Origin of the sequence: Xanthomonas bonasiae, assembly GCF_017163705.1 — a bacterium.
Taxonomy (GTDB): domain Bacteria; phylum Pseudomonadota; class Gammaproteobacteria; order Xanthomonadales; family Xanthomonadaceae; genus Xanthomonas_A; species Xanthomonas_A bonasiae.
The window spans coordinates 88,572-110,947 of the sequence record NZ_JAFIWB010000006.1 but is presented as its reverse complement, the minus strand read 5'-3'; the positions used below and the strand labels follow the sequence as shown (position 1 = coordinate 110,947).

The 22,376-nt window shown below is 70.4% G+C and carries 17 protein-coding genes; 13 read left to right on the top strand and 4 right to left on the bottom strand.

From position 1 onward, the window contains the following. Positions 1-144 precede the first annotated feature (144 nt). The 3 genes from JR064_RS08515 to JR064_RS08505 all read right to left on the bottom strand — a co-directional run bounded on the left by JR064_RS08515 (position 145) and on the right by JR064_RS08505 (position 8,655). Positions 145-5,889, bottom strand: a complete 5,745-nt coding sequence (locus JR064_RS08515) for a GLUG motif-containing protein (RefSeq protein ID WP_206229435.1) — start codon at positions 5,887-5,889, stop codon at positions 145-147. Positions 5,890-5,902: 13 nt separating this feature from the next. After that, positions 5,903-7,558 (bottom strand): ShlB/FhaC/HecB family hemolysin secretion/activation protein, encoded by a 1,656-nt coding sequence (locus JR064_RS08510; protein ID WP_425510284.1) that lies wholly within the window; start codon positions 7,556-7,558, stop codon positions 5,903-5,905. A gap of 539 nt (positions 7,559-8,097) precedes the next feature. Beyond that, positions 8,098-8,655 carry an O-acetyl-ADP-ribose deacetylase gene (locus tag JR064_RS08505; RefSeq protein WP_179566797.1) on the bottom strand — a complete coding sequence of 186 codons (558 nt, stop codon included), beginning with the start codon at positions 8,653-8,655 and terminating at the stop codon, positions 8,098-8,100. Between the two features lie 126 nt (positions 8,656-8,781). Between JR064_RS08505 and JR064_RS08500 the strand changes: the two genes are divergently transcribed. Beyond that, complete coding sequence (locus JR064_RS08500; protein ID WP_206229433.1) at positions 8,782-9,267, top strand: hypothetical protein; 486 nt, start codon at positions 8,782-8,784, stop codon at positions 9,265-9,267. Between the two features lie 181 nt (positions 9,268-9,448). Here JR064_RS08500 and JR064_RS08495 read toward each other — a convergent pair whose 3' ends face one another. Next, positions 9,449-9,955, bottom strand: a complete 507-nt coding sequence (locus tag JR064_RS08495; RefSeq protein WP_206229432.1) for a methyltransferase family protein — start codon at positions 9,953-9,955, stop codon at positions 9,449-9,451. Between the two features lie 221 nt (positions 9,956-10,176). Here JR064_RS08495 and JR064_RS08490 point away from each other — a divergent pair, with 221 nt between their 5' ends. The 12 genes from JR064_RS08490 (at position 10,177) to uraH (ending at position 22,376) form a co-directional block, all read left to right on the top strand. Further along, a complete protein-coding gene (locus tag JR064_RS08490) occupies positions 10,177-11,283 on the top strand; it encodes a nucleoside hydrolase (RefSeq protein ID WP_206229431.1) in 1,107 nt (368 codons plus the stop codon). 112 nt (positions 11,284-11,395) lie between these two features. Beyond that, the gene (locus JR064_RS08485) at positions 11,396-12,853 is read left to right on the top strand and encodes an AtzE family amidohydrolase (protein WP_191824425.1); all 1,458 of its coding nucleotides are present in this window, start codon (positions 11,396-11,398) and stop codon (positions 12,851-12,853) included. After that, on the top strand, positions 12,853-14,433 hold the full coding sequence (locus JR064_RS08480) for a gamma-glutamyltransferase family protein (RefSeq protein WP_206229430.1): 1,581 nt from the start codon (positions 12,853-12,855) through the stop codon (positions 14,431-14,433). The genes JR064_RS08485 and JR064_RS08480 overlap by 1 nt, the downstream gene beginning before the upstream one ends. A 79-nt stretch (positions 14,434-14,512) precedes the next feature. Beyond that, positions 14,513-14,839 carry a tetratricopeptide repeat protein gene (locus JR064_RS08475; protein ID WP_241092933.1) on the top strand — a complete coding sequence of 109 codons (327 nt, stop codon included), beginning with the start codon at positions 14,513-14,515 and terminating at the stop codon, positions 14,837-14,839. A gap of 139 nt (positions 14,840-14,978) precedes the next feature. After that, positions 14,979-15,893, top strand: a complete 915-nt coding sequence (locus tag JR064_RS08470) for a LysR family transcriptional regulator (protein WP_179566781.1) — start codon at positions 14,979-14,981, stop codon at positions 15,891-15,893. A gap of 451 nt (positions 15,894-16,344) precedes the next feature. Further along, positions 16,345-17,601, top strand: coding sequence for an allantoate amidohydrolase (locus JR064_RS08465; protein ID WP_206229429.1), 1,257 nt, complete (start codon positions 16,345-16,347; stop codon positions 17,599-17,601). A gap of 52 nt (positions 17,602-17,653) precedes the next feature. After that, on the top strand, positions 17,654-18,850 hold the full coding sequence (locus tag JR064_RS08460; protein ID WP_225209756.1) for a pyridoxal-phosphate-dependent aminotransferase family protein: 1,197 nt from the start codon (positions 17,654-17,656) through the stop codon (positions 18,848-18,850). Beyond that, positions 18,850-19,740, top strand: coding sequence for an allantoinase PuuE (gene puuE / locus JR064_RS08455; protein ID WP_206229428.1), 891 nt, complete (start codon positions 18,850-18,852; stop codon positions 19,738-19,740). Before JR064_RS08460 ends, puuE begins: the two co-directional genes overlap by 1 nt. Beyond that, positions 19,737-20,117, top strand: coding sequence for an oxalurate catabolism protein HpxZ (gene hpxZ / locus JR064_RS08450; protein ID WP_179566773.1), 381 nt, complete (start codon positions 19,737-19,739; stop codon positions 20,115-20,117). Before puuE ends, hpxZ begins: the two co-directional genes overlap by 4 nt. After that, positions 20,114-20,605, top strand: coding sequence for a 2-oxo-4-hydroxy-4-carboxy-5-ureidoimidazoline decarboxylase (uraD, locus tag JR064_RS08445; RefSeq protein WP_179566771.1), 492 nt, complete (start codon positions 20,114-20,116; stop codon positions 20,603-20,605). The genes hpxZ and uraD overlap by 4 nt, the downstream gene beginning before the upstream one ends. Next, the gene (locus JR064_RS08440; RefSeq protein WP_206229427.1) at positions 20,602-22,047 is read left to right on the top strand and encodes an FAD/NAD(P)-binding protein; all 1,446 of its coding nucleotides are present in this window, start codon (positions 20,602-20,604) and stop codon (positions 22,045-22,047) included. Before uraD ends, JR064_RS08440 begins: the two co-directional genes overlap by 4 nt. Then, positions 22,011-22,376, top strand: a complete 366-nt coding sequence (gene uraH, locus JR064_RS08435) for a hydroxyisourate hydrolase (protein WP_191824418.1) — start codon at positions 22,011-22,013, stop codon at positions 22,374-22,376. Before JR064_RS08440 ends, uraH begins: the two co-directional genes overlap by 37 nt.

The window sequence follows — 22,376 nt, the reverse complement described above, 5'->3', positions numbered from 1 at the left end:
CCACGCGCCGGCTTGCCGCGCGAGAACGGTGTGCCTGTCGGCCAGACCTTAACCGTTTGGCGAAGACCGCCGCCATTCGCGTTGCGGGAATGGCGGCGGCCTGGCCTCGCGACGCCTCGACGAGGCGTCCGTGGCCGCTGCCGGCTACTGCTGGATGATGCAGGTTTCCGCAGGCGCGACGGAGCTGCCCTGGCTGCAGGCGAGCGCGGGGACGCGAACGCCGCCATCGACGATCAGGATGGAATCGGTCGCGGCCGTGGCAGTGCTGCCGCCCGCGGCCTGGGCGCTCGCCGCCAGCTCCCTGGCGGTCTCGTCGTTGCTGGTGCCGGTAGTGCCGGTTTGCGCGGTCGCCGAGACCGAACTGTTGATCGCCTGCACCGTCGAATTTCCCAACTGAATGCCGGTGCCGGGACTGGTATCGCCGCCGGGCAGCACGCTCAACAGGCCATCGACATAGCTGACGGTGTAGTTGGACAGCCCCGCACCGCTGGCGCCGGAAGCGCTGATCGCGTAGGTGCCGACCGCGGCGCTGGCGGCCGAACCGCTGCTGCTCAGGCCGACGCCGGAGACCGTGTCGCCATTGAGCAGCCCTGACACGGTGTAGCCGGTCAGATTGATGCTGCTGCCGAAGGTCTTGCTGGCATCGGTGGCGACGATGCGCAACGTGGCCGGATCGACGCGCAGGTTGCCATCGACATAGCGGATGACGTAGTTGGACAGTCCCGCGCCGGTGGCACCGGAAGCGCCGATCGCGTAGGTGCCGACCGAAGCGGTGGCGGCCGAACCGGCGCTGCTCAGGTCGACGCCGGAAACCGCGTCGCCATTGAGCAGGCCGGACACGGTGTAGCCGCTCAGGCCGAGGCTGCTGCCGTAGGTCTTGTTGGCGTCGGTGGCGACGATGCGCAGCGTCGCCGGATCGACCGTCAGGCTGCCATCGACATAGCGGATGACGTAGTTGGACAGTCCCGAACCGCTGGCGCCGGAGGCGCCGATGGCATAGCGGCCGACCCCGGCGGTGGCGGCCGAGCCGCCGCTGCTCAGGGTCACGCCGGAGACCGTGTCGCCACCGATCAGGCCGGACACGCTGTAGCCGTTGAGGCTGGCAGTGCTGCCGTAGGTCTTGCCGGCGTCGCTGGCGGTGACCGTCAGGCTCGCCGGGGTGATGGTGATGCTGCCGGTTGCCGTATAGGCGATGTCGTAGCCCTGCTGGGTGGAATACAGCCCGCCGACCGCGATACCGCCATTGCCCGTGGTGTAGGTTCCCGCGTTCTTGCCGGCGGTCGCATAGGTCAACGACGAACCGAGCACCAGGTTGCTGTTGGGGGTGCCGCCCACCGTGTAGCTGGACGTGGTACCGCTGACGCCAGTGCCGTCGTAGGTCTTGTCCGCGCCGGAGACGGTGGCGGTGACCGTGAGCGACTTCAGGAAGCCACGCAGCAACGGCGACGTATGGCCCTCGTACATGCGCCAGGTCAGGCCGGTCCCGCCCTTGTCGTCGATGTTCCAGCCGGCGTCGGTGAAGGTGGACAACGTGGTCAGCTGGTTCCAGGTCTTGCCGCCGCTGTAGCCGTCGATGCTGCCGCCGGCATTGCCGGCGACGTTCAAGCCGGTGTTGATCGCGTTGCCGTTGGCATCGGTGGTGGCGAAGAAGCTGGCGACGATGCTGCCGTTGGAATTGGAACCGACCAGGCCGCCGACCGCATTGCTGCCGGTCACGCTGCCGGTGGCATAGGAATCGCGCAGCGTGTTGTTGTAGTTGACGCCGACCAGGCCGCCGACATACGCGCTGCCCGAGACATTGCCGCTGGCGTAGGTGTTGGCGATGGTGCCGTTGTAGTTGTAGCCGGCCAGCCCGGCGACATACATGTCGCCGGTCGCGGTGCCGGTGGCGTAGGCGGTCGCGATGCTGCCCTCGTCGTTGTAGCCGACCAGGCCGCCGATGTAATCGTCGCCGGAGACATTGCCCATGGCGTAGACCGTGCCGACGCTCGCCGAATCGTTGTAGCCGACCAGGCCGCCGACATAGCTCCCGCCCGACACGTTGCCGCTGGCGTAGGCCGATTCGATGCTGCCGCCGGACAGGCTGCCGACCAGGCCGCCGGTGTCGTAGGTGGTACCGGTCACGGCGCCGGTCGCATACACGTTGCCGATCGTGGTGCTGGAACTGCGGCCGACCAGGCCGCCGACGCTCTTGGTTCCGGAGACGTGTCCGCTGGCGTAGGCATTGTGGATGCTGCTGGACGCGGCGAGGCCGACCAGGCCGCCTGCGCTGGCGGTGGTCGCGGTGACGTCGCCGCTGGCATGGGCATTCTGGATACTGCTCTGGGTCGCGCTGCCGATGAGGCCGCCGACGTTGTTGCCGGTGGAGGAACTGGTGCTGGTCACGTTGCCACTGGCGCGGACATCGTCGTAGGTGCCCTGATAGTCGTTGCCGACCAGGCCGCCCACGGTGCTGCCGCCGGACACCGTGCTGGTCGACGACGAGGCGGACACCGATCCGGCGTTGTTGCTGCCGATCAGGCCGCCGACGTAGTTGCCGCTGTATGCGCCGCCGCTGGCGACGACGCTGCCTGCGGTCTGCGCGCCGGAGATCGCGCCGCCGTCGTTGTAGCCGACCAGGCCGCCGACGAAGTTGCCGGTGCCGGCTACGCTGCCCGCGGCGGAGACGCCGCTGAGGGTGCCGGCGTTCTGGCCGACCACGCCGCCGACATAGGCCAGGCCCGAGATGCTGCTGCCGGTCAGCGCGAGATTGCGGATCGCGCTGCCGCTACCGGTCACGCCGAACAGGCCGACGCTGTTTTCGGCGCCGCGGGCGATGCTCAGGCCGCTCACCGTGTGGCCGTATCCGTTCAAGCTGCCGGTGAAGGCGTGCGTGGCTTCGCCGACCGGATCGAAGCCGGCGCTGCTCCACATGCCGCTGGCGTTGCTGCCGGAGGTCTGGCTGGCATCGATGTCGGTGGACACGGTGTAGCTGGCCGCCAGGTTGTAAGCCATCAACTGCAACTGGTGGGCGTTGCCGATGCGGGTGCTGTACTCGCTGGCCAGGAACGGGCGCGTCTGCCCTTCGATCATGATCCAGGCCGCAGTGCCGTTGCTGTCCGTGGCCACGTACACGTCGCTGGTGCCGCCGACCAGCGACCAGGTGCCCAGCGCGCCATAGCTGGCGTGGGCATAGCGGTTGCCGCTGCCGATGCTGGCGACGTTGGACGAGGTCGAATTCTCGAAGCTGTAGCCGATCGCATTGGCCTGTCCGGAACTGCTCGCGTCCCAGTAGGCATTGCTGAGGCTCGAGTTGTAGCGGTGGTAGCCGACCAGGCCGCCGACCGACGCCGCCGACGTATTGGTGGCGGTCACCGTGCCGGTCGCGTAGACGTGATCGAGAGTCGCCTCGTAGGTATAGCCGACCAGGCCGCCGACCTCCGACGTCGCGCTGACGTTTCCGGTCGCATAGGCTCCGCTGATCGAGCTGCCGACGATCTGCCCGACCAGGCCGCCGGCGTTGTTGCCGGAGGCGGACACATTGCCGGAGGCGTAGACGTTGGCGAGGGCGCCGGAGCTATAGCCGACCAGGCCGCCGACATAGGCCTGGCCCGTTACATTGCCGGTGGCATAGGACGCGCTGACGGTGCCGGTATTGGACCCGACCAAACCGCCTGCGTAGCGGTAGGTGCCGCTCACGTTGCCAGTCGCGTACGCATCGCTGATGGTGCCGCCGTTGTAGGCGACCAGCCCGCCGAAATAGGTTCCGCTCGCGCTGACCGCGCTGCTGGAATGGCTGGCGGTGATGGTGCCGTCGGCGTTGTAGCCGACCAGGCCGCCGACGTAGTTGGCGCCGCCGACGCTGCCCGTGGCGTAGACATTGCTGAGCGTGGCCCGGCTGGTGCCGGCGAGGGCGCCGACATAGTTGCTACCGGTGACGCTGGCGTTGACCAGGCCCAGGTCGCGGATGGTCGCGGTGCCGACATAGCCGAACAGGCCGACGTAGTTGTTCCCCGAGTTGATGCTCAGGTTGCTGATCGTGTGGCCCAGGCCGGCGAAGGTGCCGGAGAACTCGCCGGAGACCGTGCGGGCGATGATCGGCGACCCGTAGGTGGTGCCGCTGGCGTCCAGGTCCGCGGCCAGGGCGTAGTTGCCGGTATTGCCCACCACGTTCTGCAGATCGTCCAGGGAGCGCAGCAGGGTGTAGGCGTCGCCATTGATGCTCAGCTGGGCGTTGCTGCCGCTGAGCGTGACCGGGGCGTTGACGCGGTAGTCGCTGCCGCTGGTTGCGGCGCCGTTGGCGGTGTAGCCGCCGTAGTTCAGCACCAGGCCGGCGTTGCTGCCGGTGGCGGTGATCGCGGCATTGAGGTTGATGTCGTTGTAGGCATCCAGGGTCAGCGTGGAGTTGCCGCCCCAACTGATCGCCGCGTTCACGTTGATGTCGCCGCTGCCGCTGGTCACGGTGCCGGGGCCGCTGGCGGTGGTGCTGGTGGTGATCAGGGTGACGTTGGTGCCGCCGTCCAGCGTGCTGCCGATGGTGCCGGCCGCGGCGCTGTCCACGGTCAGGTCTTCCGGATCCACCAGCCAGGTGCCGGCGCTGCCGTTGCCGGCTGCCCTGGCGCCGACGGCGATGCCGCCGAAGTCCACGTGGTGGCCGCTGGTTTCGATGCTGCCGCCGTCGCCGCTGCCGGCGGCATTGGCGCGCAGGCTGCCATGTACCGCGGTGTCGCCGTTGGACCAGACCACGATCGAGCCGCCGTTGCCGTGCGCGGTGGCGCTGGCGTCGAGCACGCTGCCGCTGCCGACCGTGGCCGAGCTGGCCTGCAGCAGGTTCTCGCCGCCCTGGTAGCCGCCGCCGATGCGGATGCTGCCGCCGGCGTCGGTGCCGCGGGCATCGATGCGGCCATTGACCGTCACGCCGGCATCGGACAGGACCTGCACGCTGCCGCCGCGGCTGCCGGAGACGTCGATGCTGCCGCTGCTGGCCACATCGCCGCCGTTGGCGACCAGCCGGATGCTGCCGCCGGAGGTGTCGATGGCGGAGGCTTCGAGCGCGCCGGTGTTGTTGACCAGCAGCTCGGACAGGCCGGTGCTGGCCGCCTGCAGCAAGATCTGTCCGCCGCCGGCGGTGAGCGTGCCGCTGTTCTCCACGGCCGCGCCGGCGCCGCTCGCCGCCTGGGTGGAGGCGGCGAGCAACTGCAGGCCGATCGCGCCGGCCGCGTCCATCGTCACCTGCACCTGGTCGGCGGAGAGCAGCCGGATGGCGCCGCCGTTGGCGCTGATCGTGCCGCTGTTGGCGACATGGTTGCCGACCAGGTTGACCGAGCCGCCGTCGGCGGCGGTGATCCGTCCATGATTGATCACGCTGGCGGCCGCGGCATCGCCGCGGCCGAGCAGGTAGCCGTCGCCGTCGTCGTCGGCCAGGCCCAGCGAGCTGGCGACCAGGCCGCCGACATTGACCTGGGCATGGCGGCCGAACAGGATGCCGGCCGAGTTGATCAGGAACACGTTGCCGTTGGCGCGCAGGCTGCCGTCGATGGCGCTGGCGCCATGGCTGGCATCGATCAGGTTGAGCGCCACCGCCGAGCTGGAGGGCTGGGCGAACACCACGCTGGCGTCCTTGCCGATGTTGAAGCTGTTCCAGTTGAGCACGGCCTTGGCCGCGTTCTGGTCGATGGTCAGCGTGCTGCCGTGCTGCGACACGCTGGCGCCGGTGGCGCTGGACAGCGAGGGCAGGCCGCTGGCGTGCGCCGGCGCGGCCAGCGCCCAGGCCAGGGCGAGCGGCAGCAGCGGCGCCAGCAGGCGCGCGGCGCCGGAGGTGCCGCCGCCGGCGTGGCCGGCGGCGACTTCGGAGGCGACCTGGAGCACGCCGAGATTGCGGTTGAAGACGAGGCGATAGATGCGGTTCATGGCGTTCCCCAGATCAGAAAGTGAGGCCGAAGCGGGCCCAGTAACGTACGTTCTTGCCGTCGGCCGGCTCGGTGCCGCCGGTCGGCTTGGCCGCGGCCAGGTCGAACGACAGGCCCTGCCAGTGGGGAAGGCGGAAGTTCAGGCCGACGCCGGGTCCCTGGAAGGTGGTGACGGCGTCGTAGACGGCACGGTTGGCCCCGTTGGGATAGACCCGGCCGTAGTCGTAGAACACGCTGGCGGTCAGCAGTTCGTCCCAGGGGCGGCCGCCGAACGGCGAGGCGGCGCCGGCGAAGCCCGGCGCGTCGATCTGGTATTCCAGGCTGGAGTCGAAGCCGCGGTCGCCCAGCGCGCCGCCGAGCGCGAAGGCGCGCACGCTGGTCGGGCCGCCAAGCGAGAACTGCTCCAGCGGCGTGAGCGCATCGTCGCTGTATTGGCCGTTGAGGCGCAGCTGCAGGCGCTGGGTGGCGGTCAGGCCCTGCAGGCGGGTGTAGGCCAGGCGCGCGACCAGGAAGTGGCGGTCGTGCTGCGCGTACAGGTAGTCGGTGCGTTGCGAGTCGTCGTCCAGCGCGCTGCGCACGCTGAGCTGCAGGGCGTCGATCGCATGCCGCTGGCGATCGTCATGGCGCAAGGCGGCGCCGAGTTCGACCACGTCGAACTTCTGCTTGGACAGCAGCACGCCCAGGCCCTGGATGCGCGAGCTTTCCTGGATCAGGTGCAGCCAGGCCTGCATGCGCCAGGCGTCGGTGTTGCGGAACTTCCAGTCCAGGCCCAGCGATTTCTGCTGGGTCGGGCCCTGGATGCCCAGCGCGGCGAAGGCGCCGGTGTCCAGGTTGATCAGGCTGCGGGTGTAGGCGGCATTGACGCTCAGGCCGTCGACGTCGGCGATCGGCACCTGGTAGGCGAAACTGCCTTGCCAGTTGTTGGCCGGATCCAGCGCATAGGCGTAGCTGGCGGAGAGGTGGTCGCCCAGGCCGAGCGGATTGTTCCAGTCCACGCCGAGCTGGGCACGGTAGCGGCCGATGCTCTCGGTGCCGTAGTTGCTGGCGCCGACGCTGACCTGCAGCGGGCGGTCCTCGCTGGCCTGGATCACCACGTCGGTCTCGCCCAGCTGTGCGCCGGGCTTGAGCACCGAGGTGACGGACACGCCGGGCAGGTCGCGTGCGTAGAGCAGCGCCGACTGCAGGTCCTGCTGGCGCAGGATCTGGCCCTGCAGGGCCAGCGCGGGGCTGGCGATGAGGCGGTCGTCGTAGCGGCGCGTGCCCTCGACGGTGATCTTGCCGACGCGGCCTTCGGCGACGCGGATCTCGACGCTGCGATCGGCGCCGATGGTCTGCACCGGCAGGTAGGCGCGGGCGACCAGGAAGCCGGCCTGGCGATAGGCCTGGGTCAGGGCATCGGCGATCTGCTGCAGCTGGGCGAAGCTGAGCTGGGCCGGCAGCGCCTGGCCGCCGAGTTCGCGCAGGCGCGCATCGGCCAGCGCCTGCAGGCGCTGCGGGGTGATGTCCTGGCGCGGATGTTCGCCGACGCCGGTCACGCGGATGGCCTGCACGGCGATGGGCGCCGCCGCCGCGGCAGGCGTACTGGTTGGGACGGCGCTCGCATCCTGGGCGAAGGCGGCAGGGCAGGCCATGACCAAGGCAAGGCTGGTCGCCCACGGCAGGACGAACAGGGCTTTCGCCAGCGCATTCGGACGCGGCTGACGGCAAGAGGTCTTGGTCATTGTGAAGTAAAAATAGTGTGAAGTTGGCGCAATGTATCGCCGCCACTGCGCGCCAATCTGAGCAAATCTGAGCGCGCGCCCGTGCAGGCTGTCACACCCTGACAGCGTGAGGGGAAAATCCCTACAGCGGACGTTTCAGGCCGTCGCCTGCGCAGCAGTGTGCGAAGCATGGCGAGGTAGTGGCGATGTCCGCGCGAGCAGCGGGGGATGGCGCCACAACGCTGTGCGCGGGGAGCTTGCAGGCCGTCGCTGGCGTAAGCCAACTGCCGGTGTGCATGCCACACCTTGGCGGCGGCGTGATCGTAGGCTCGCCGCTTCGGTACCGCATGCCTGCTGTAGGGTGCCGAGTCTTTCGGCAACCGCGATACGCATGGCCTGGGTAGGTATTTGGCAGGCTACGCCAGGACCGATCGCGGAAACACGGCAGGATGCAGGCCAGGTTGGATGAGCGCGATGCCTGCCAGCGGATGTCGCAGCGTGGGGGCGGCTCAGGCCACCTGTGTCTGAGCCGCCTGCAGCAACGAGACCTGCATCAGCGCCTGCTGGTAGGCCTTGTAGGCGGCCTCGTTGTAGGCGACCAGGATCACCCGCTTCGGCACCGCATGCGCGCGCTGCCAGGCGGTGGTTTCGGCCACCGCGATGCGCGCGGCCTGGTGCAGCGGATACCCGTAGACGCCGCAGCTGATCGCCGGAAACGCCACCGAGTGCAGGCCCATCTGTTCGGCCAGGCGCAGCGAGCGCCAGTAGCAGTTGGCCAGCAGCGCCTGTTCGTCGTGCGCGCCGTCGCGCCATACCGGACCGACGGTGTGCAGCACATGGCGTGCCTTGAGCCGGTAGCCGGCGGTGGCGCGAACCTCGCCGACCGGGCAGCGCACGCCGGGCTTGAGTTCCGGAAGCCGCAGGCATTCGTCCAACAGCTGCGGACCGGCGGCGCGATGGATCGCCCCGTCCACGCCGCCGCCGCCGAGCAGGGATTCGTTGGCGGCGTTGACGATGGCGTCCACGTCCAGTTCGGTGATGTCGCCTTGCCAGATTTCGATCTTCATGCCGGGATCTTTATGGGATTCCAATGATGGAAACGTGATGAACGTGGAGTTCGCGCCGCGCCGATGCAACGGCGGCTTAACTGGCGAACGGCAAGACTGCAGCGTCTTCATCTCAGCGCCTGCGACATGAACCGGAACCAGCCGTCACCCCCCATCGCCGAGGCCCTGGCGCGTGGCGAGATCGTCAAGGCAATCAAGCTGTTGCGCGCGCAGAGCGGCATGGACCTGCGCAGCGCCAAGCTGCAGGTGGACGCGTGGCTGCAGGCCGGGGCGGCGCAGGCGGTCGCGGAGATGCTCGACCGGCACGCCGGCGCCGCCCAGACCCCAACCGGGGCATCGCTGCGCGCGGACACGGATCGGTTGCCGCCGGCGGCGTTGCTGGCGCTGGGCCAGGGGCAACTGCTGCAGGCGATCAAGCTGACCCGCGAGCAGCATCCGGGCATGCGCCTGCGCGAGGCCAAGGAATTGGTCGAGCGTTACCGCGACCGCAATGCGCCGCGCGCAGGTACGCCGCCGACCGTGGCCGGCGGCGATCGCCCCGGCGCGTGGCTGTGGGGCATGCTGGTGCTGCTGGTGGCCGCCGCGGTGACCTTCTGGTGGTGGCGCGGCTAGCGGGATTGTTCTGCTGACGGTCTGCAGGTTGTGGGAGCGACTTCAGTCGCGAGGGGCTTCGCCAGCAAGGCCCGTCGCGACTGAAGTCGCTCCTGCAAGCAAGGTAGTGGGGTCGGAAACTTGCCGAGGCGAGCGCAATTGCGCTCCAGCGCGACGCATCCGATTCCCCATGCGGCGCAGCCTACAGCCAGCGCCTCACCTGCGCGCAATAGCGGTCGTAGGCGCTGCCGAAGTGCGCGCGCAGGCGCGCCTCCTCGAACGGGATCACCACGCGTTGCAAGGCAAGCAACGGCAACGGCAGCAGCAGGAGCGCCCACGGCCAGCCGATCTGCACGCACAGGCCGACGTAGCTCAGCACCAGGCTCACGTACATCGGGTTGCGCGTGTAGCGGTACGGGCCGCGCAGCACCAGGCTGGATGGATTGCGTTCGGGCAGCACGGTGGTGCGCCGCTGCACGAACAGCGCCAGACACAGCAGCGACAGCAGCAGCCCGGCGACGGCGACCACGCCACCGGCCAGCTGCATCCAGGCCAGCGCACGGCCTTGCGGCAGCGGCAGGGTCAATGCGTGCTGCAGCCATGCGCCGATCAGCATGGCGGCAATGAAATGCGCGGGCGATGTGGTGCGCACCAGCAGCGGGATACGCGCGTACCGGTCCTGCCGCTGCCCGCTTGCTTGATCGCTCAACCCTGCTTCTCCTGTCCCCTAGGCTCCGTGCAGCGCCACTGTAACGCGCCGCAGGTCAGCCGGGGAGCGTGCCATCGTTCGCCGCGGCGGCCGCGATCAGTCTGCTGGCGGCGTGCGCTGCAGGCATGCGCCAACGCGCGGGCTGTGCAGCGCTGGCGCAATGGTGTTCACTTGGTCCGCTGTACACGCGTCGCCTTCCTCCTTCTTCCAATACGCATTCCATGCCCGCTCCCACATCCGCTTCCGCTGCTTCCCTCGCGCCACGCCGCCGCGTCATCCTCGAAGACGACATCGACGGCTTCACTCCCGCGCAGCTGCTGTTGCTGCAATCGCCCGAGGTCGAGGTGCTCGGCATCTCGGTGGTCAGCGGCAACATCTGGCGCGACGAAGCGCTGGCGCACACGCGCCGCCTGCTGGAAATCGCCGGGCGCGGCGAGGTGCCGGTGCTGCCCGGGCCGGTGCATCCGCTGCTCAACAGCGAGCTGGCCACCGAGCGCTGGGAGGCGCTGTACGGCAAGCTGCTGTGGAAGGGCGCGTGGACCCGGCAATGGATCGAGCACGACACCGTGCAGAGTTCGCCGCGCTACCACGCGCACGACGTGGTGCCCGACCTGGCGCTGGGCAATCCGTCGGTGGTGCACGTCGCGGACGAGCCGGCGGCGCTGTTCATGCTCCGCAAGGTGCGCGAGTTTCCCGGCGGAGTCAGCATCGTCGCCACCGGCCCGCTGACCAATCTGGCGCTGGCGCAGCGGCTGGATCCGCAATTCGCGTCGCTGGCCAAGGAACTGGTCTACATGGGCGGCAGCCTCAACCCGCGGCAGCGGCGCGACAGCGTGTCGGCGCGGCAGTTCGCGCGCGAGTTCGTCAATTCGCCGCGGCGCGAATTCAACATCCGCTGGGATCCGGAAGCGGCGAGCATCGTGATGCGCTCGCCGTGGCGCAAGATGGTGATGGTGCCGGTGGATCCGTCCACCGCCACCGAGCTGACCCCGCAGCTGCTGGCGCGGATGAGCGCCGCCGACACGCCGATCGGCCATGCGCTGCGCCGGCGCGAGCCCGGCTTCCCGCTGTGGGACGAGCTGGCCACCGCGCTGTGGCTGCATCCGGAACTGGCCACCGTCACCGAGACGCTGTACGTGGACACCAACACCGAGTTCGGCGCCGGCTACGGCGACATCCTGTCGTGGGCGCCGGGCTACCAGCCCGGCCTCGGCGAACAGGCGCAGCAGGTGGTGCGCGAGGTCGATGTGGACGCGATCGAACGCCTGCTGGTGGAACGCCTGACCGCGCCGCAGCCGCCGGCGCTGGGCCTGCCGTTGCCGGGCTGAGGCGTTCCAACGCGACTGTTCGCAGAGGGGGGAGTCTTGCGCGAACCGCGCGTCGCAGGCGACTCTGCGGATCGACAGCGCGCGTCGGCCCCCACTCATCGAGACAACCGTCATGCAGATTCCACAGACGTGGCAAGCCGGCATCCAGCGCAATACCGAGCTGTTGCGTGGCTACGCGCAACTGCTGCAGGAGTTCTCCGCGCCGCCGCTGCCGCCAACCGCGGATGGCGCCGGCGCCATCGCCACGCTGGTCGCGGCCACGCGCGCCGATGGCGCGGCCGCGCAGCGGCACGCGCAGCAGGCGCTGGCGCAGATCGAACGCGGGAATCCGCGGTTGTGTGCGGTGACGCGGCCGTTGCCGGCGCGTGCCGAGGCCGATGCCGCGCGCGTGCAGGCGGCGCTGGCCGGCGGCGGCGAGGGCGGTGCGCTGGCCGGGGTGCCGTTCGTGGTCAAGGACCTGTTCGATGTGGCCGGTCTGCCGACCACGGCTGGCGCCGCGTTGCGCGCCGCCGTGCCGCCGGCCACGCACGACGCGGCGGTGGTGCGGCGTCTGGCCGACGCCGGCGCGGTGCTGGTCGGCACCGCCAACATGGACGAATTCGCCTACGGCTTCGCGACGGTCAACGCGCACTACGGCACCACTGCCAATCCGCACGATCTGCAGCGCCTGGCCGGCGGTTCTTCCGGTGGCTCGGCCGCGGCGGTGGCGGCGCGCTGGGTGCCGTTCGCGCTGGGCTCGGACACCAACGGCTCGATCCGCGTGCCGGCGGCGCTGTGCGGCATCTACGGGCTGCGCCCGAGTCACGGCAGTCTGGAGATGGACGGCGTGTTCCCGTTCGTCGAGGCCTTCGACGTGGTCGGCCCCTTCGCGACCTCGGTCGCCGACCTGCGCACGGTGTACGCGGCGATGCGCGGGCACAGCCTGGCGCCGGTGGACACCGCTGCGTTGCGCGTGGCGCGGCTGGGCGGCTGGTTCCAGCGCAACCTCGATCCGGAGCTGGAGGCCGGCCTGGCCGCGCTGCATGCCGCGCTCGGCGGCCATGCGTTGCGCGAACTGCCGCAGGCCGAACGCGCGCGCGCCGCGGCGTTCGTGATGACCGCGGCCGAAGGCGGCTATCGCCATCGCCAGGCGCTGGCCACGCACGGCGCGCGTTTCGATCCGGCCACGCGCGATCGCCTGCTCGCCGGCCTGCAGCTGCCGGCGGCGGCCATCGCCGATGCCCAGCGCTTCGGCGCCTGGTTCGCTGGCGCGATGCAGCGTCTGTGGGACGAGGTCGATGTGCTGCTGGCGCCGGCCACGCCGTGCGCGGCGCCGCGCATCGATCAGGAGACGATCCAGATCGACGGCGTGGCGGTGTCGGCGCGCGCCAACCTCGGCATCTTCACCCAGCCGCTGGGCCTGGCGCGTTGCCCGGTGCTGGCCGCGCCGCTGTACCGTCCCGGGCGCCTGCCGCTGGGCGTGCAACTGATCGCCGCGCCGGGACGCGAGGACCGCCTGTTCGCGCTCGCCGCGCAGCTGGAACGCGATGGCCTGATCGGTTCGACCCCGCCGTCGCTGGAGCCGCGCTGATGCTGCACACCTTGCGTTCCCGGCGCGGCATGGTGGTCGCGCCGCACCATCTCGCCGCGCAGGCCGGGCGCGATGTGCTGCGCGACGGCGGCAACGCGGTGGAAGCCGCCGTGGCGACTGCCGCGTGCCTGGCCGTGGTCTATCCGCACATGACCGGCATCGGCGGCGACGGCTTCTGGCTGATCGCCGAAGCCGATGGCCGCGTGCAGGCGATCGATGCCTGCGGCCGCGCCGCGCAGGCGGCCACGCTGCAGCACTATGCCGGGCAGGCGACGATTCCCTGGCGCGGTCCGGGCGCGGCCAACACCGTCGCTGGCACCGTGTCCGGCTGGGCGCTGGCATTGCAGCAGAGCGACGCGCAGCTGCCGCTGCAGCGCCTGCTCGAGGACGCCATCCAGCACGCCGCGGCCGGCGTGCCGGTCACCCTCGGCGGTGCCGGCGTCGCCGCGGCCAAGAGCGCCGAACTGCGCGCGCAGCCGGGCGCCTATTCGGAGATCTTCGAAGCTGCCGGCCGGCCGTTGCGCGAAGGCGAGCTGCTGCGCCAGCCGCAGTTGGCCGCCACGCTGCAGCGCCTGGCCGCGGACGGCCTGGACGATTTCTATCGCGGCGCGCTGGCGGCCGACATCGCCGCCGATCTGCAGGCCCTGGGCAGTCCGCTGCGCGCCAGCGACCTGGCCGCGCACCGAGCCGAGGCCAGCGTGCCGCTGTCGGTGGCGATCGCCGGCGCGCGCCTGTACAACCACGCACCGCCGACCCAGGGCCTGGCCTCGCTGCTGATCCTGGCGTTGTTCGATCGTCTGGCCGTCGACCAGGCAGACGGCTACGCGCACCTGCACGGGCTGATCGAAGCGACCAAGCAGGCGTTCCTGGTGCGCGACGCACACATCGGCGACCCGGCCTGGATGACGCTGGACGCGCAAGCCTTGCTCGACGATGCCGGCGCGCTCGACGCGATGGCCGCACGCATCGATCCCGCGCGCGCGCTGCCGTGGCCGCAGCCCTCGCAGGCCGGCGACACGGTGTGGTTCGGCGCGATCGACGGCGCCGGCCGCGCGGTCAGCTGCATCCAGTCCACCTATTTCGAATTCGGTTCCGGGCTGGTGCTGCCGCGCAGCGGCATCGTCTGGCAGAACCGCGGCTGCAGCTTCCGTCTCGCCGCCGACGGTTGGAATGCGTTGGCGCCTGGGCGCAAGCCGTTCCACACGCTCAATCCGGCGCTGGCGCGCTTCGACGACGGCCGGCTCATGGCCTACGGCACCATGGGCGGCGAAGGCCAGCCGCAGACCCAGGCGGCACTGTTCAGCCGCTATGCGCGTTTCGGCATGCCGTTGCAGCAAGCGCTCAGCGCGCCGCGCTGGTTGCTCGGCCGCACCTGGGGCGAGGACAGCACCACGCTCAAACTGGAGGACCGGTTCGATCCCGCCGTGGTGCAGGCATTGCGCGCGGCCGGTCATGTCGTCGAACTGTTGCCGCCGTTCACGTCGGTGATGGGCCACGCCGGCGCGCTGGTACGCGAGACCGACGGCACGCTGTGCGGCGCCAGCGACCCGCGCAGCGATGGCGCGGTCGCGGGCTGGTAGTCAGCGCCTGCGGCTTGCGATGGCAATGTCCCACCACAGCGAAGTCCTCGCCCGCGCCAGAGCGCTGGTGGATGCGGCGATGACCGATCCGCAGCGCTGCTCCGCGCATCTGGCACAGGCCGAGTCGTTGCTCGTCGCCGCAGCGGCGTCGGCACCGGACGATATCGCGCTGCTCACCTGCCTGGGCGCGGTGCGCTGCGATCTGGGGAACTACGGCGATGCGGTCGAGGTGTTGCAGCACGCTGTACGGCTGCGTTCGGACGACCGCAACACCTACTTCAATCTCGGCGTCGCGCTGCTCAACAGCGGCAGGCGCCGCCAGGCCATGGACCGCTTCCGGCAGGCGGCAACGCTGCAGGGGTCGGCGGCGACCTGGGAAGCCTATTTCGATCCTCATGCGCAATGAAGCGCTGTGTGCTTCATGCCGGCGAGGGACAAAGCGAGCACACGCCGCGCCGCCGCCGACGCTTCCATACTATGGCGGTCGCGCGACGACGCAGCCGCTTCCACGCCGAGCGCCAGGCCCCACAGGAACCGAAGCCGCCATGCCGACCTTCTCCCGCTTCACCCGCTATTTCATGGAAGTGGCGCATTGGCGCAGCATCCGCCGCGCCTCCGAGGCGCTGCATGTGTCGGCGTCGGCGATCGACCGGCAGATCCTCAAGGCCGAGCAGGAGTTGGGTGTGCAGTTGTTCGAGCGCCTGCCGAGCGGCTTGCGCCTGACCAGCGCCGGCGAGTTGCTGCTGGTCGATGTGCGGCGCTGGGAGAAGAGCTATCAACGCACGCTGGAGCAGTTCGACGAACTGAAGGGCCTGCGCCGCGGCCACGTCGAGATCGCGATGATCGATGCGTTGAGCGAGGGCATCGTGGTCGATGCGCTGGCGCAGCTGATCGACGAGCACCCGGGCCTGACCTTCGGCCTGCAGACCGAGGACAACCAGAAGGTCGCCGACAAGGTCGTTGCGGCGGAGGTGGACTTCGGCCTGCTGTTGGACCCGGTCAGCGGCATCGATCTGGAGGTGGTCGCCTTCGCCGAGATTCCGCTGGGCATCTGCATGCCGGTCGGGCATCCGCTCAGCGGTAAGGCCAGCCTGCAATTGAACGAGGTCCTGGACGACCATCGCCTGCTGCTGCCGGCCGCGCCGCTGATCGTCAACGAACACGCCAAGGTGGTGTACCAGCGCCAGCACATCGACACGCGCCGCTGCATCCGCTGCAACGACGTGCGCACGCTGCGCGCATTGGTGCGCCAGGGCGTGGGCGTGGGCTTGCTGTCGCAACTGGATGTGCTGGCCGATCTGGCCGACGGGCGGCTGGCCTTCGTACCCCTGCGCGAAGGCCTGGCCAAGCCGATGACGCTGTCGCTGTGCGTGGCCCCGCAGCGGCAACTGTCCAAGGCCGCGCAGACCATGCTGAAAGCGCTGGCGCCGCGGGTGGAAGCGATCCTGGAGCCGCGTTAGCCGGGAGCGCGGTCGAGGTTGAAGCCCCTCCGGCACGCGCACCGCCAGCCCACGACATCCCTGTAGGAGCGGCTTCAGCCGCGACCGATTCCTACCGGCGCCAGCCAAGGTCTGCCGTTCGAACGCCCACAGCGCAGCACACGCATCCCATCCTCTGCACGCGAATGAGCGCGCGGACCGTCGTCGCGTTGCATTTTTTGCACTGCCTGTGCGCGAAAACGGTGTTTGCCCGGTTTCGGTGCGGTTCGTATAGTGGATTGAGCCCGGCAAAAGCCGTGTTCCCTGGAAATAAGTTTTTGAATTGAAAGAACTTCTTTCCGCGCGTGGCGCCGGTGAAAGCTCCCGCCGATCGCCTGTCCCGTTCCGCCCGACTTCCAAGCGAACCCCGTCATGCGCGACACCCTTCGACATCCCGGCCACCACGGCGGCCGCACCTGAGCCGGCAGCGGCCATGCTGATGCCGGGGTCCCGCCCAGGCCTGCGTGCGGTCGCGCGCTGCGACGCGCTCGGCGTGGCGCCGTATAGCGACACCGCCGACGGCCTGTTCCGCGGCTGGCTGAGCCCGGCGCATCGCGCCAGCGTGGCGGCCGTGGCCGAGTGGATGGGCGAGGCCGGCCTGCACACCCGCATCGACCCGGCCGGCAACCTGCTCGGCCGCTACGAGGGCGTCGCCGCGCAGGCGCCGGCGCTGCTGATCGGCAGCCACCTGGACAGCGTGCGCGATGCCGGCCGCTACGACGGTCCGCTCGGGGTCATGCTCGGCATCGAATGCGTGGCTGCGCTGCATGCGCAGGACCGCCGGTTGCCGTTCGCGATCGAAGTGATCGCCTTCGGCGACGAGGAAGGCTCGCGGTTCCCGGCGTCGATGCTGAGCAGCCGCGCCGTCGCCGGCACGCTGGATCCGGCGGCGCTGCAGGTAAGCGACGGCAACGGCATCGCGCTGGTCGATGCGCTAGCCGCCTGGGGCCTGGACATTGCGATGGTGCCTAACGCGGCGCGCGCGCCGCACAGCGTGCTGGCCTATCTGGAAGCGCATATCGAGCAGGGGCCGGTGCTGGAGGCCGAGGGCCTGGCGCTGGGCGCGGTCAGCGGCATTGCCGCGCAGCGGCGCTATCGCGCGCTGCTGGTCGGCCGCGCCGGCCATGCCGGCACCACGCGCATGGATCTGCGCGCCGATGCGCTGGCCGCCGCCGCCGAATGCGTGCTGGCGGTGGAGCAGGTGGCGCGCAGCGGCCCTGCGGACCTGGTGGCCACGGTCGGGCGCCTGCAGGTGGCGCCGGGCGCGGTCAACGTGGTGCCGGGGCGGGTCGAATTCTCGATCGACGTGCGTGCTGGCGACGACGCCGTGCGCGATGCGGCGGCCGAGGCGATCACGCAACGCCTGCATGCCATCGCCGCCGCGCGCGGCGTGCAGTTGCAGCTGCACTGCGTACAGGACCTGCCGGCCAGTCCCTGCGCTCCGCGCCTGGTCGCCGCGCTGGAAGCGGCGATCGCCGCGCAGGGCATCGCGCCGCGGCGGCTGGTCTCCGGCGCCGGCCATGACGCGATGGTGATGGCGGCGCTGTGCCCGACCGCGATGCTGTTCCTGCGCTGCGCCGGCGGCGTCAGCCACCACCCGGCCGAACACGTGGATCCCGCCGATGCCGATCTGGCGGTGGCGGCGATGCTGCACTTCATCGAGTCCCTGGGAGACACCCTTGTCCGTTGACCCGCTGCACGCCGACCTGTTCGGCGAAATCGATCCGCCGCAACGCCTGCTGATGGGCCCGGGCCCGGTCAACGCGCATCCGCGCGTGCTGCGCGCGATGTCCGCCGACCTGCTCGGCCAGTTCGATCCGGAAATGACCGGCTACATGAACCAGGTGATGGCGCTGTACCGGCCGCTGTTCGGGACCGAGAACCGCTGGACCTTCCTGGTCGACGGCACCGCGCGCGCCGGCATCGAGGCGGCGCTGGTGTCGCTGGTGGCGCCGGGCGATCGCGTGCTGGTGCTGAACTTCGGCCGCTTCGGCCTGCTGCTGGGCGAGATCCTCGGCCGCATCGGCGCGGTGGTCGAGAACGTGGAGGCGCCGTGGGGCGAGGTGGTGCCGATGGACGCGGTGGCCGATGCGATCGAACGCTTCGCGCCGAAATTGGTCGCCTGCGTGCATGGCGACACCTCGACCACGATGGCGCAGCCGCTGGATGGCCTCGGCGCGCTGTGCCGCGCCGCCGGCGCGCTGTCCTATGTCGATGCCACCGCGACCATCGGCGGCATGCCGATCGCCAGCGACGCCTGGGGCGTGGACGTGGTCACCGGCGGCCTGCAGAAGTGCCTGGGCGGGCCGTCCGGCTCGGCGCCGATCACCGTGTCCGCGCGCGCCGCCGAGGCGATCTTCGCGCGCCGCCACGTCGAGCGCGGCATCGTCCGCGACGACATCGCCAACGGCAGCGGCGTGCGCATCGGTTCGAACTATTTCGACCTGGCGATGGTCATGGACTACTGGTCCGACAAGCGCCTGAACCACCACACCGAGGCCACCAGCATGCTATACGCGGCGCGCGAGTGCGCGCGCGTGGCGCTGCAGGAAGGCCTGCCGGCGCGCTTCGCCCGCCATGCCGCGGCCGGCCGCGCGGTCGCCGCCGGCGCGCGTGCGCTGGGTTTGCAGGTGTTCGGCGACGACCGCTACCGCATGACCAACGTCACCGGTGTGGCGATTCCCGCCGGCATCGACGGCGAGGCGGTGCGGCGGCGCATGCGCGAGGATTTCGAGATCGAGATCGGCACCGCGTTCGGCCCGCTGCAGGGCAAGCTGTGGCGGATCGGCGCGATGGGCTACAACGCGATGAAGCACAAGGTGCTGATCACCCTGGGCGCGCTAGAAGCGGTGCTGCGCGCCGAGGGCCATGCCTGCGCACCGGGTGCCGGCGTGGATGCGGCGCTGGCCGCCTGGCATGCCGACGGAGCGCAGGGATGATGAGCGCGGCGCGCGACCTGGTCGGCTACGGCGCGCAGCCGCCGGACCCGCAGTGGCCGGGCGGGGCGCGGGTGGCGCTGCAGTTCGTCGTCAACTACGAGGAAGGCGCCGAAAACGGCGTGCTCAATGGCGATGCCGGCTCGGAGGCGTTCCTGTCGGAGATGGTCGGCGCGCACAGCCAGCCTGGCGCACGCGCGATGGCGATGGAGAGCCTGTACGAATACGGCAGCCGCGCCGGCTTCTGGCGGCTGCAGCGGCTGTTCGCCGCGCGCGGCGTGCCGGTGACGGTGTTCGGCGTGGCGCAGGCGCTGGCCGCCAATCCCGAAGCGGTCCAGGCGATGCGCGACGCCGAGTGGGAGATCGCCAGCCACGGCTTGCGCTGGATCGATTACCAACAGGTGCCGGAGGCGACCGAACGCGCGCATATCGCCGCCGCGATCGCGCTGCACACGCAGGTCACCGGTGCGCGCCCGCTGGGCTGGTACCAGGGCCGCACCAGCCCCAACACCGCGCGGCTGGTGGCCGAGGAGGGCGGCTTCGTCTACGACGCCGACAGCTACGCCGACGATCTGCCGTACTACGACCGCCGCCACGGCCGCGCGCAGCTGGTGGTGCCGTACACGCTGGACGCCAACGACATGAAGTTCGTCGCCTACAACGGCTTCGCCGACGGCGAACCGTTCTTCCGCTACCTGCGCGACAGCTTCGAGCAACTGTGCGCCGAAGGCGGGCGGATGATGTCGGTGGGCCTGCACGGACGCATCGCCGGACGTCCGGCACGCGCGCTGGCGCTGGCCCGCTTCGTCGATCATGCGCTGGCCAGCGGCCAGGCCTGGATCGCGCGGCGCATCGACATCGCCCGCCACTGGCAGCAGGTGCATCCGGCATGATCGTCGATGCGCCCGAGGTGCTGGCCGAAGTGCAGGCGGCGTTCGCCGACTACGAGCGTGCGCTGATGGCCGACGACGTCGCCGCATTGGACCGTCTGTTCCACGATGCGCCGACCACGGTGCGCTATGGCGTCGGCGAAGCGCTGTACGGCGCCGAGGCGATCCGCGCATTCCGCCGCGGCCGCGGCGGGTCGCCGCAGCGGCGCCTGTTGCGCGTGCAGATCGTCGCCTACGGGCGCGACTTCGCCACGGCCGATGCCGAATTCCTGCGCGAGGGCGCGACCCGGCCCGGCCGGCAGAGCCAGAGCTGGGTGCGTTTCGCCGACGGCTGGAAGGTGGTATCGGCGCATGTGTCGCTGCAGGGCGACCACGCATGAACGGCGTGGACTGGAATGCGCTGCCCGAGGCCGAGTTCGTCGCGCGCCTGCACGCGCTGTTCGAGCATTCGCCGTGGGTGGTGGAACGGGCCGCGGCACGGCGCCCGTTCGCCGACCTGCATGCGGGCCTGCTGCAGGTGCTGCACGCGGCCAGCGCCGACGAGCGGCTGGCGTTGATCCGCGCGCATCCGGAACTGGCCGGCAAGGCCGCGATCGACGGCAGCCTGACCGCGGCCTCGGCTGCCGAGCAGGCGCAGGCCGGGCTGGATCGGCTCACTGCGGAGGAATTCGCACGTTTCCATGCACTCAATGCGGCCTATCGCGCGCGCTTCGATTTTCCGTTCATCGTCTGCGTGCGGTTGACCGACAAGGCCGGGATTCTCGCTGCGATGCAGGCGCGGCTGGCGAATACGCCTGACGCGGAGATCGCCACCGCGCTCGACGAGATCGGCAAGATCGTGCGCTTGCGGCTGGAGGCCCTGCAATGAGCGCCGCGGCGGCCGGCGGTTTGCAGGCGTTGTCGGCGCAGGTCGCGCGCGAGCTGCAGTGGCTTGGCCATGGCGGCTCCGATTGGACTCGGCCGAAGCAGCATGGTGCGGAGCATGTCTACGACGTGGTCGTCGTCGGCGGCGGGCAGAGCGGGCTGGGCGCGGCATTCGGCCTGATCCGCGAGCGCATCGCCAATCTCCTGGTGATCGACGAGAACCCCGCCGGACTGGAAGGGCCGTGGGTCACCTATGCGCGCATGGTCACGTTGCGCACGCCGAAGGAACTGAGCGCGCTGGACTTCGGCATGCCGTCGCTGACCTTTCGTGCCTACTGGGAAGCGCTGCACGGCACGCAGGGCTGGGACGCGCTGGGCAAGATCCCGCGCGCGGACTGGATGGACTATCTGCGCTGGTACCGCGAGGTGCTGGGCCTGCCGGTGCGCAACCAGGCGCGGCTGCTGCGGATCGAACCGCTGCCGGCGCAGCGCCTGCAGCGGCTGCACCTGGCCGGCGGCGACAGCCTGCTCGCGCGCAAGGTGATCCTGGCGACCGGCATCCAGGGTGGCGGGCAATGGCACGTGCCGCCGCTGGTGGCGCAGAAACTGCCGCGCTCGCGCTACGCGCACACCTCCGAAGCGATCGACTACGCGGCGCTGGCCGGGCGCCGCATCGGCATCCTTGGCGGCGGCGCGTCGGCGTTCGACAACGCCCAGCACGCGCTGGCCGCAGGCGTCGGCGAAGTGCACGTGTTCCTGCGCCGCTCGGAACTGCCGCGGGTCAACCCGATCCGGCACATGGAACGCAGCGGCATCATCCCGCGCTTCGCCGCGCTGCCCGATGCCGACAAGTACGCGATGATGTCCACGTTCTTCCGCCACAACCAGCCGCCGACCAACGACACCTTCGAACGCGCCGCGGCCTGGCCCAATTTCCGCCTGCATCTGGGCAGCCCCTGGCAGGACGTGGCCGAGGACGCCGACGGCGTGCTGGTGACCACGCCGCACGGGTGCCTGCGGTTCGATTTCGTGGTGCTGTCCACCGGCCTGGTCACCGATCCGGCGCTGCGCCCGGAGCTGGCCGCGGTGGCCGACGGCATCGCGCGCTGGTGCGACCGCTACCGTCCGCCGCAGGGGCAGGAGGTGCCGCTGCTCGACGCGCATCCCTACCTGGGGCCGGGCTTCGAACTGCTGCCGCGCGCGCCCGAGCACGCTTCGGCGCTGCATGGCCTGTTCGCGTTCAACTATTCCGCGCTGCTGAGCCTGGGCCTGTCGGCGGCGGCGCTGTCCGGACTCAAGCACGCCTTGCCGCGGCTGGTGAAGGCGGTCGCCGACCAGTTGTTCCTGGACGACCGCGAGGCGATCGTCGGCGCCTACATGGACTACGCCGAACCCGAATTCGTCGGCCAATGGCCGCTGCCGCAACTGGAGGAACGCGTCGGATGAGCACGCTATCGACCCATGTGCTGGACCTGAGCCGCGGCGTGCCCGCCGTCGGCGTGGCGGTGCGGCTGTTCGCCGGCCAGACGCTGCTGCACGCCGGCGTCACCGATGCCGATGGGCGCTGTCCGGCGCTGCGCGAACTGACGCTGGCGGCGGGCCGCTACCGGCTGGAATTCGCGGTGGCCGACTATTTCCGCGGCCAGGGTGTGGCCTTGCCCGAGCCGCCGTTCGTGGACGTGGTGCCGATCGCGTTCGGCCTGGCCGATGCCGCGCACTATCACGTGCCGCTGCTGGTCTCGCCGTTCGGCTATTCCACCTACCGGGGCAGCTGA

What these genes read in the sequence shown, in the direction of transcription:
- JR064_RS08515 (WP_206229435.1), bottom strand. Translation starts at nt 5,889, where the DNA reads ATGAACCGCATCTATCGCCTCGTCTTCAACCGCAATCTCGGCGTGCTC.
- JR064_RS08505 (WP_179566797.1), bottom strand. Translation starts at nt 8,655, where the DNA reads ATGAAGATCGAAATCTGGCAAGGCGACATCACCGAACTGGACGTGGAC.
- JR064_RS08500 (WP_206229433.1), top strand. Translation starts at nt 8,782, where the DNA reads ATGAACCGGAACCAGCCGTCACCCCCCATCGCCGAGGCCCTGGCGCGT.
- JR064_RS08490 (WP_206229431.1), top strand. Translation starts at nt 10,177, where the DNA reads ATGCCCGCTCCCACATCCGCTTCCGCTGCTTCCCTCGCGCCACGCCGC.
- JR064_RS08485 (WP_191824425.1), top strand. Translation starts at nt 11,396, where the DNA reads ATGCAGATTCCACAGACGTGGCAAGCCGGCATCCAGCGCAATACCGAG.
- JR064_RS08480 (WP_206229430.1), top strand. Translation starts at nt 12,853, where the DNA reads ATGCTGCACACCTTGCGTTCCCGGCGCGGCATGGTGGTCGCGCCGCAC.
- JR064_RS08475 (WP_241092933.1), top strand. Translation starts at nt 14,513, where the DNA reads ATGACCGATCCGCAGCGCTGCTCCGCGCATCTGGCACAGGCCGAGTCG.
- JR064_RS08470 (WP_179566781.1), top strand. Translation starts at nt 14,979, where the DNA reads ATGCCGACCTTCTCCCGCTTCACCCGCTATTTCATGGAAGTGGCGCAT.
- JR064_RS08465 (WP_206229429.1), top strand. Translation starts at nt 16,345, where the DNA reads ATGCTGATGCCGGGGTCCCGCCCAGGCCTGCGTGCGGTCGCGCGCTGC.
- JR064_RS08460 (WP_225209756.1), top strand. Translation starts at nt 17,654, where the DNA reads ATGGGCCCGGGCCCGGTCAACGCGCATCCGCGCGTGCTGCGCGCGATG.
- puuE (WP_206229428.1), top strand. Translation starts at nt 18,850, where the DNA reads ATGAGCGCGGCGCGCGACCTGGTCGGCTACGGCGCGCAGCCGCCGGAC.
- hpxZ (WP_179566773.1), top strand. Translation starts at nt 19,737, where the DNA reads ATGATCGTCGATGCGCCCGAGGTGCTGGCCGAAGTGCAGGCGGCGTTC.
- uraD (WP_179566771.1), top strand. Translation starts at nt 20,114, where the DNA reads ATGAACGGCGTGGACTGGAATGCGCTGCCCGAGGCCGAGTTCGTCGCG.
- JR064_RS08440 (WP_206229427.1), top strand. Translation starts at nt 20,602, where the DNA reads ATGAGCGCCGCGGCGGCCGGCGGTTTGCAGGCGTTGTCGGCGCAGGTC.
- uraH (WP_191824418.1), top strand. Translation starts at nt 22,011, where the DNA reads ATGGCCGCTGCCGCAACTGGAGGAACGCGTCGGATGAGCACGCTATCG.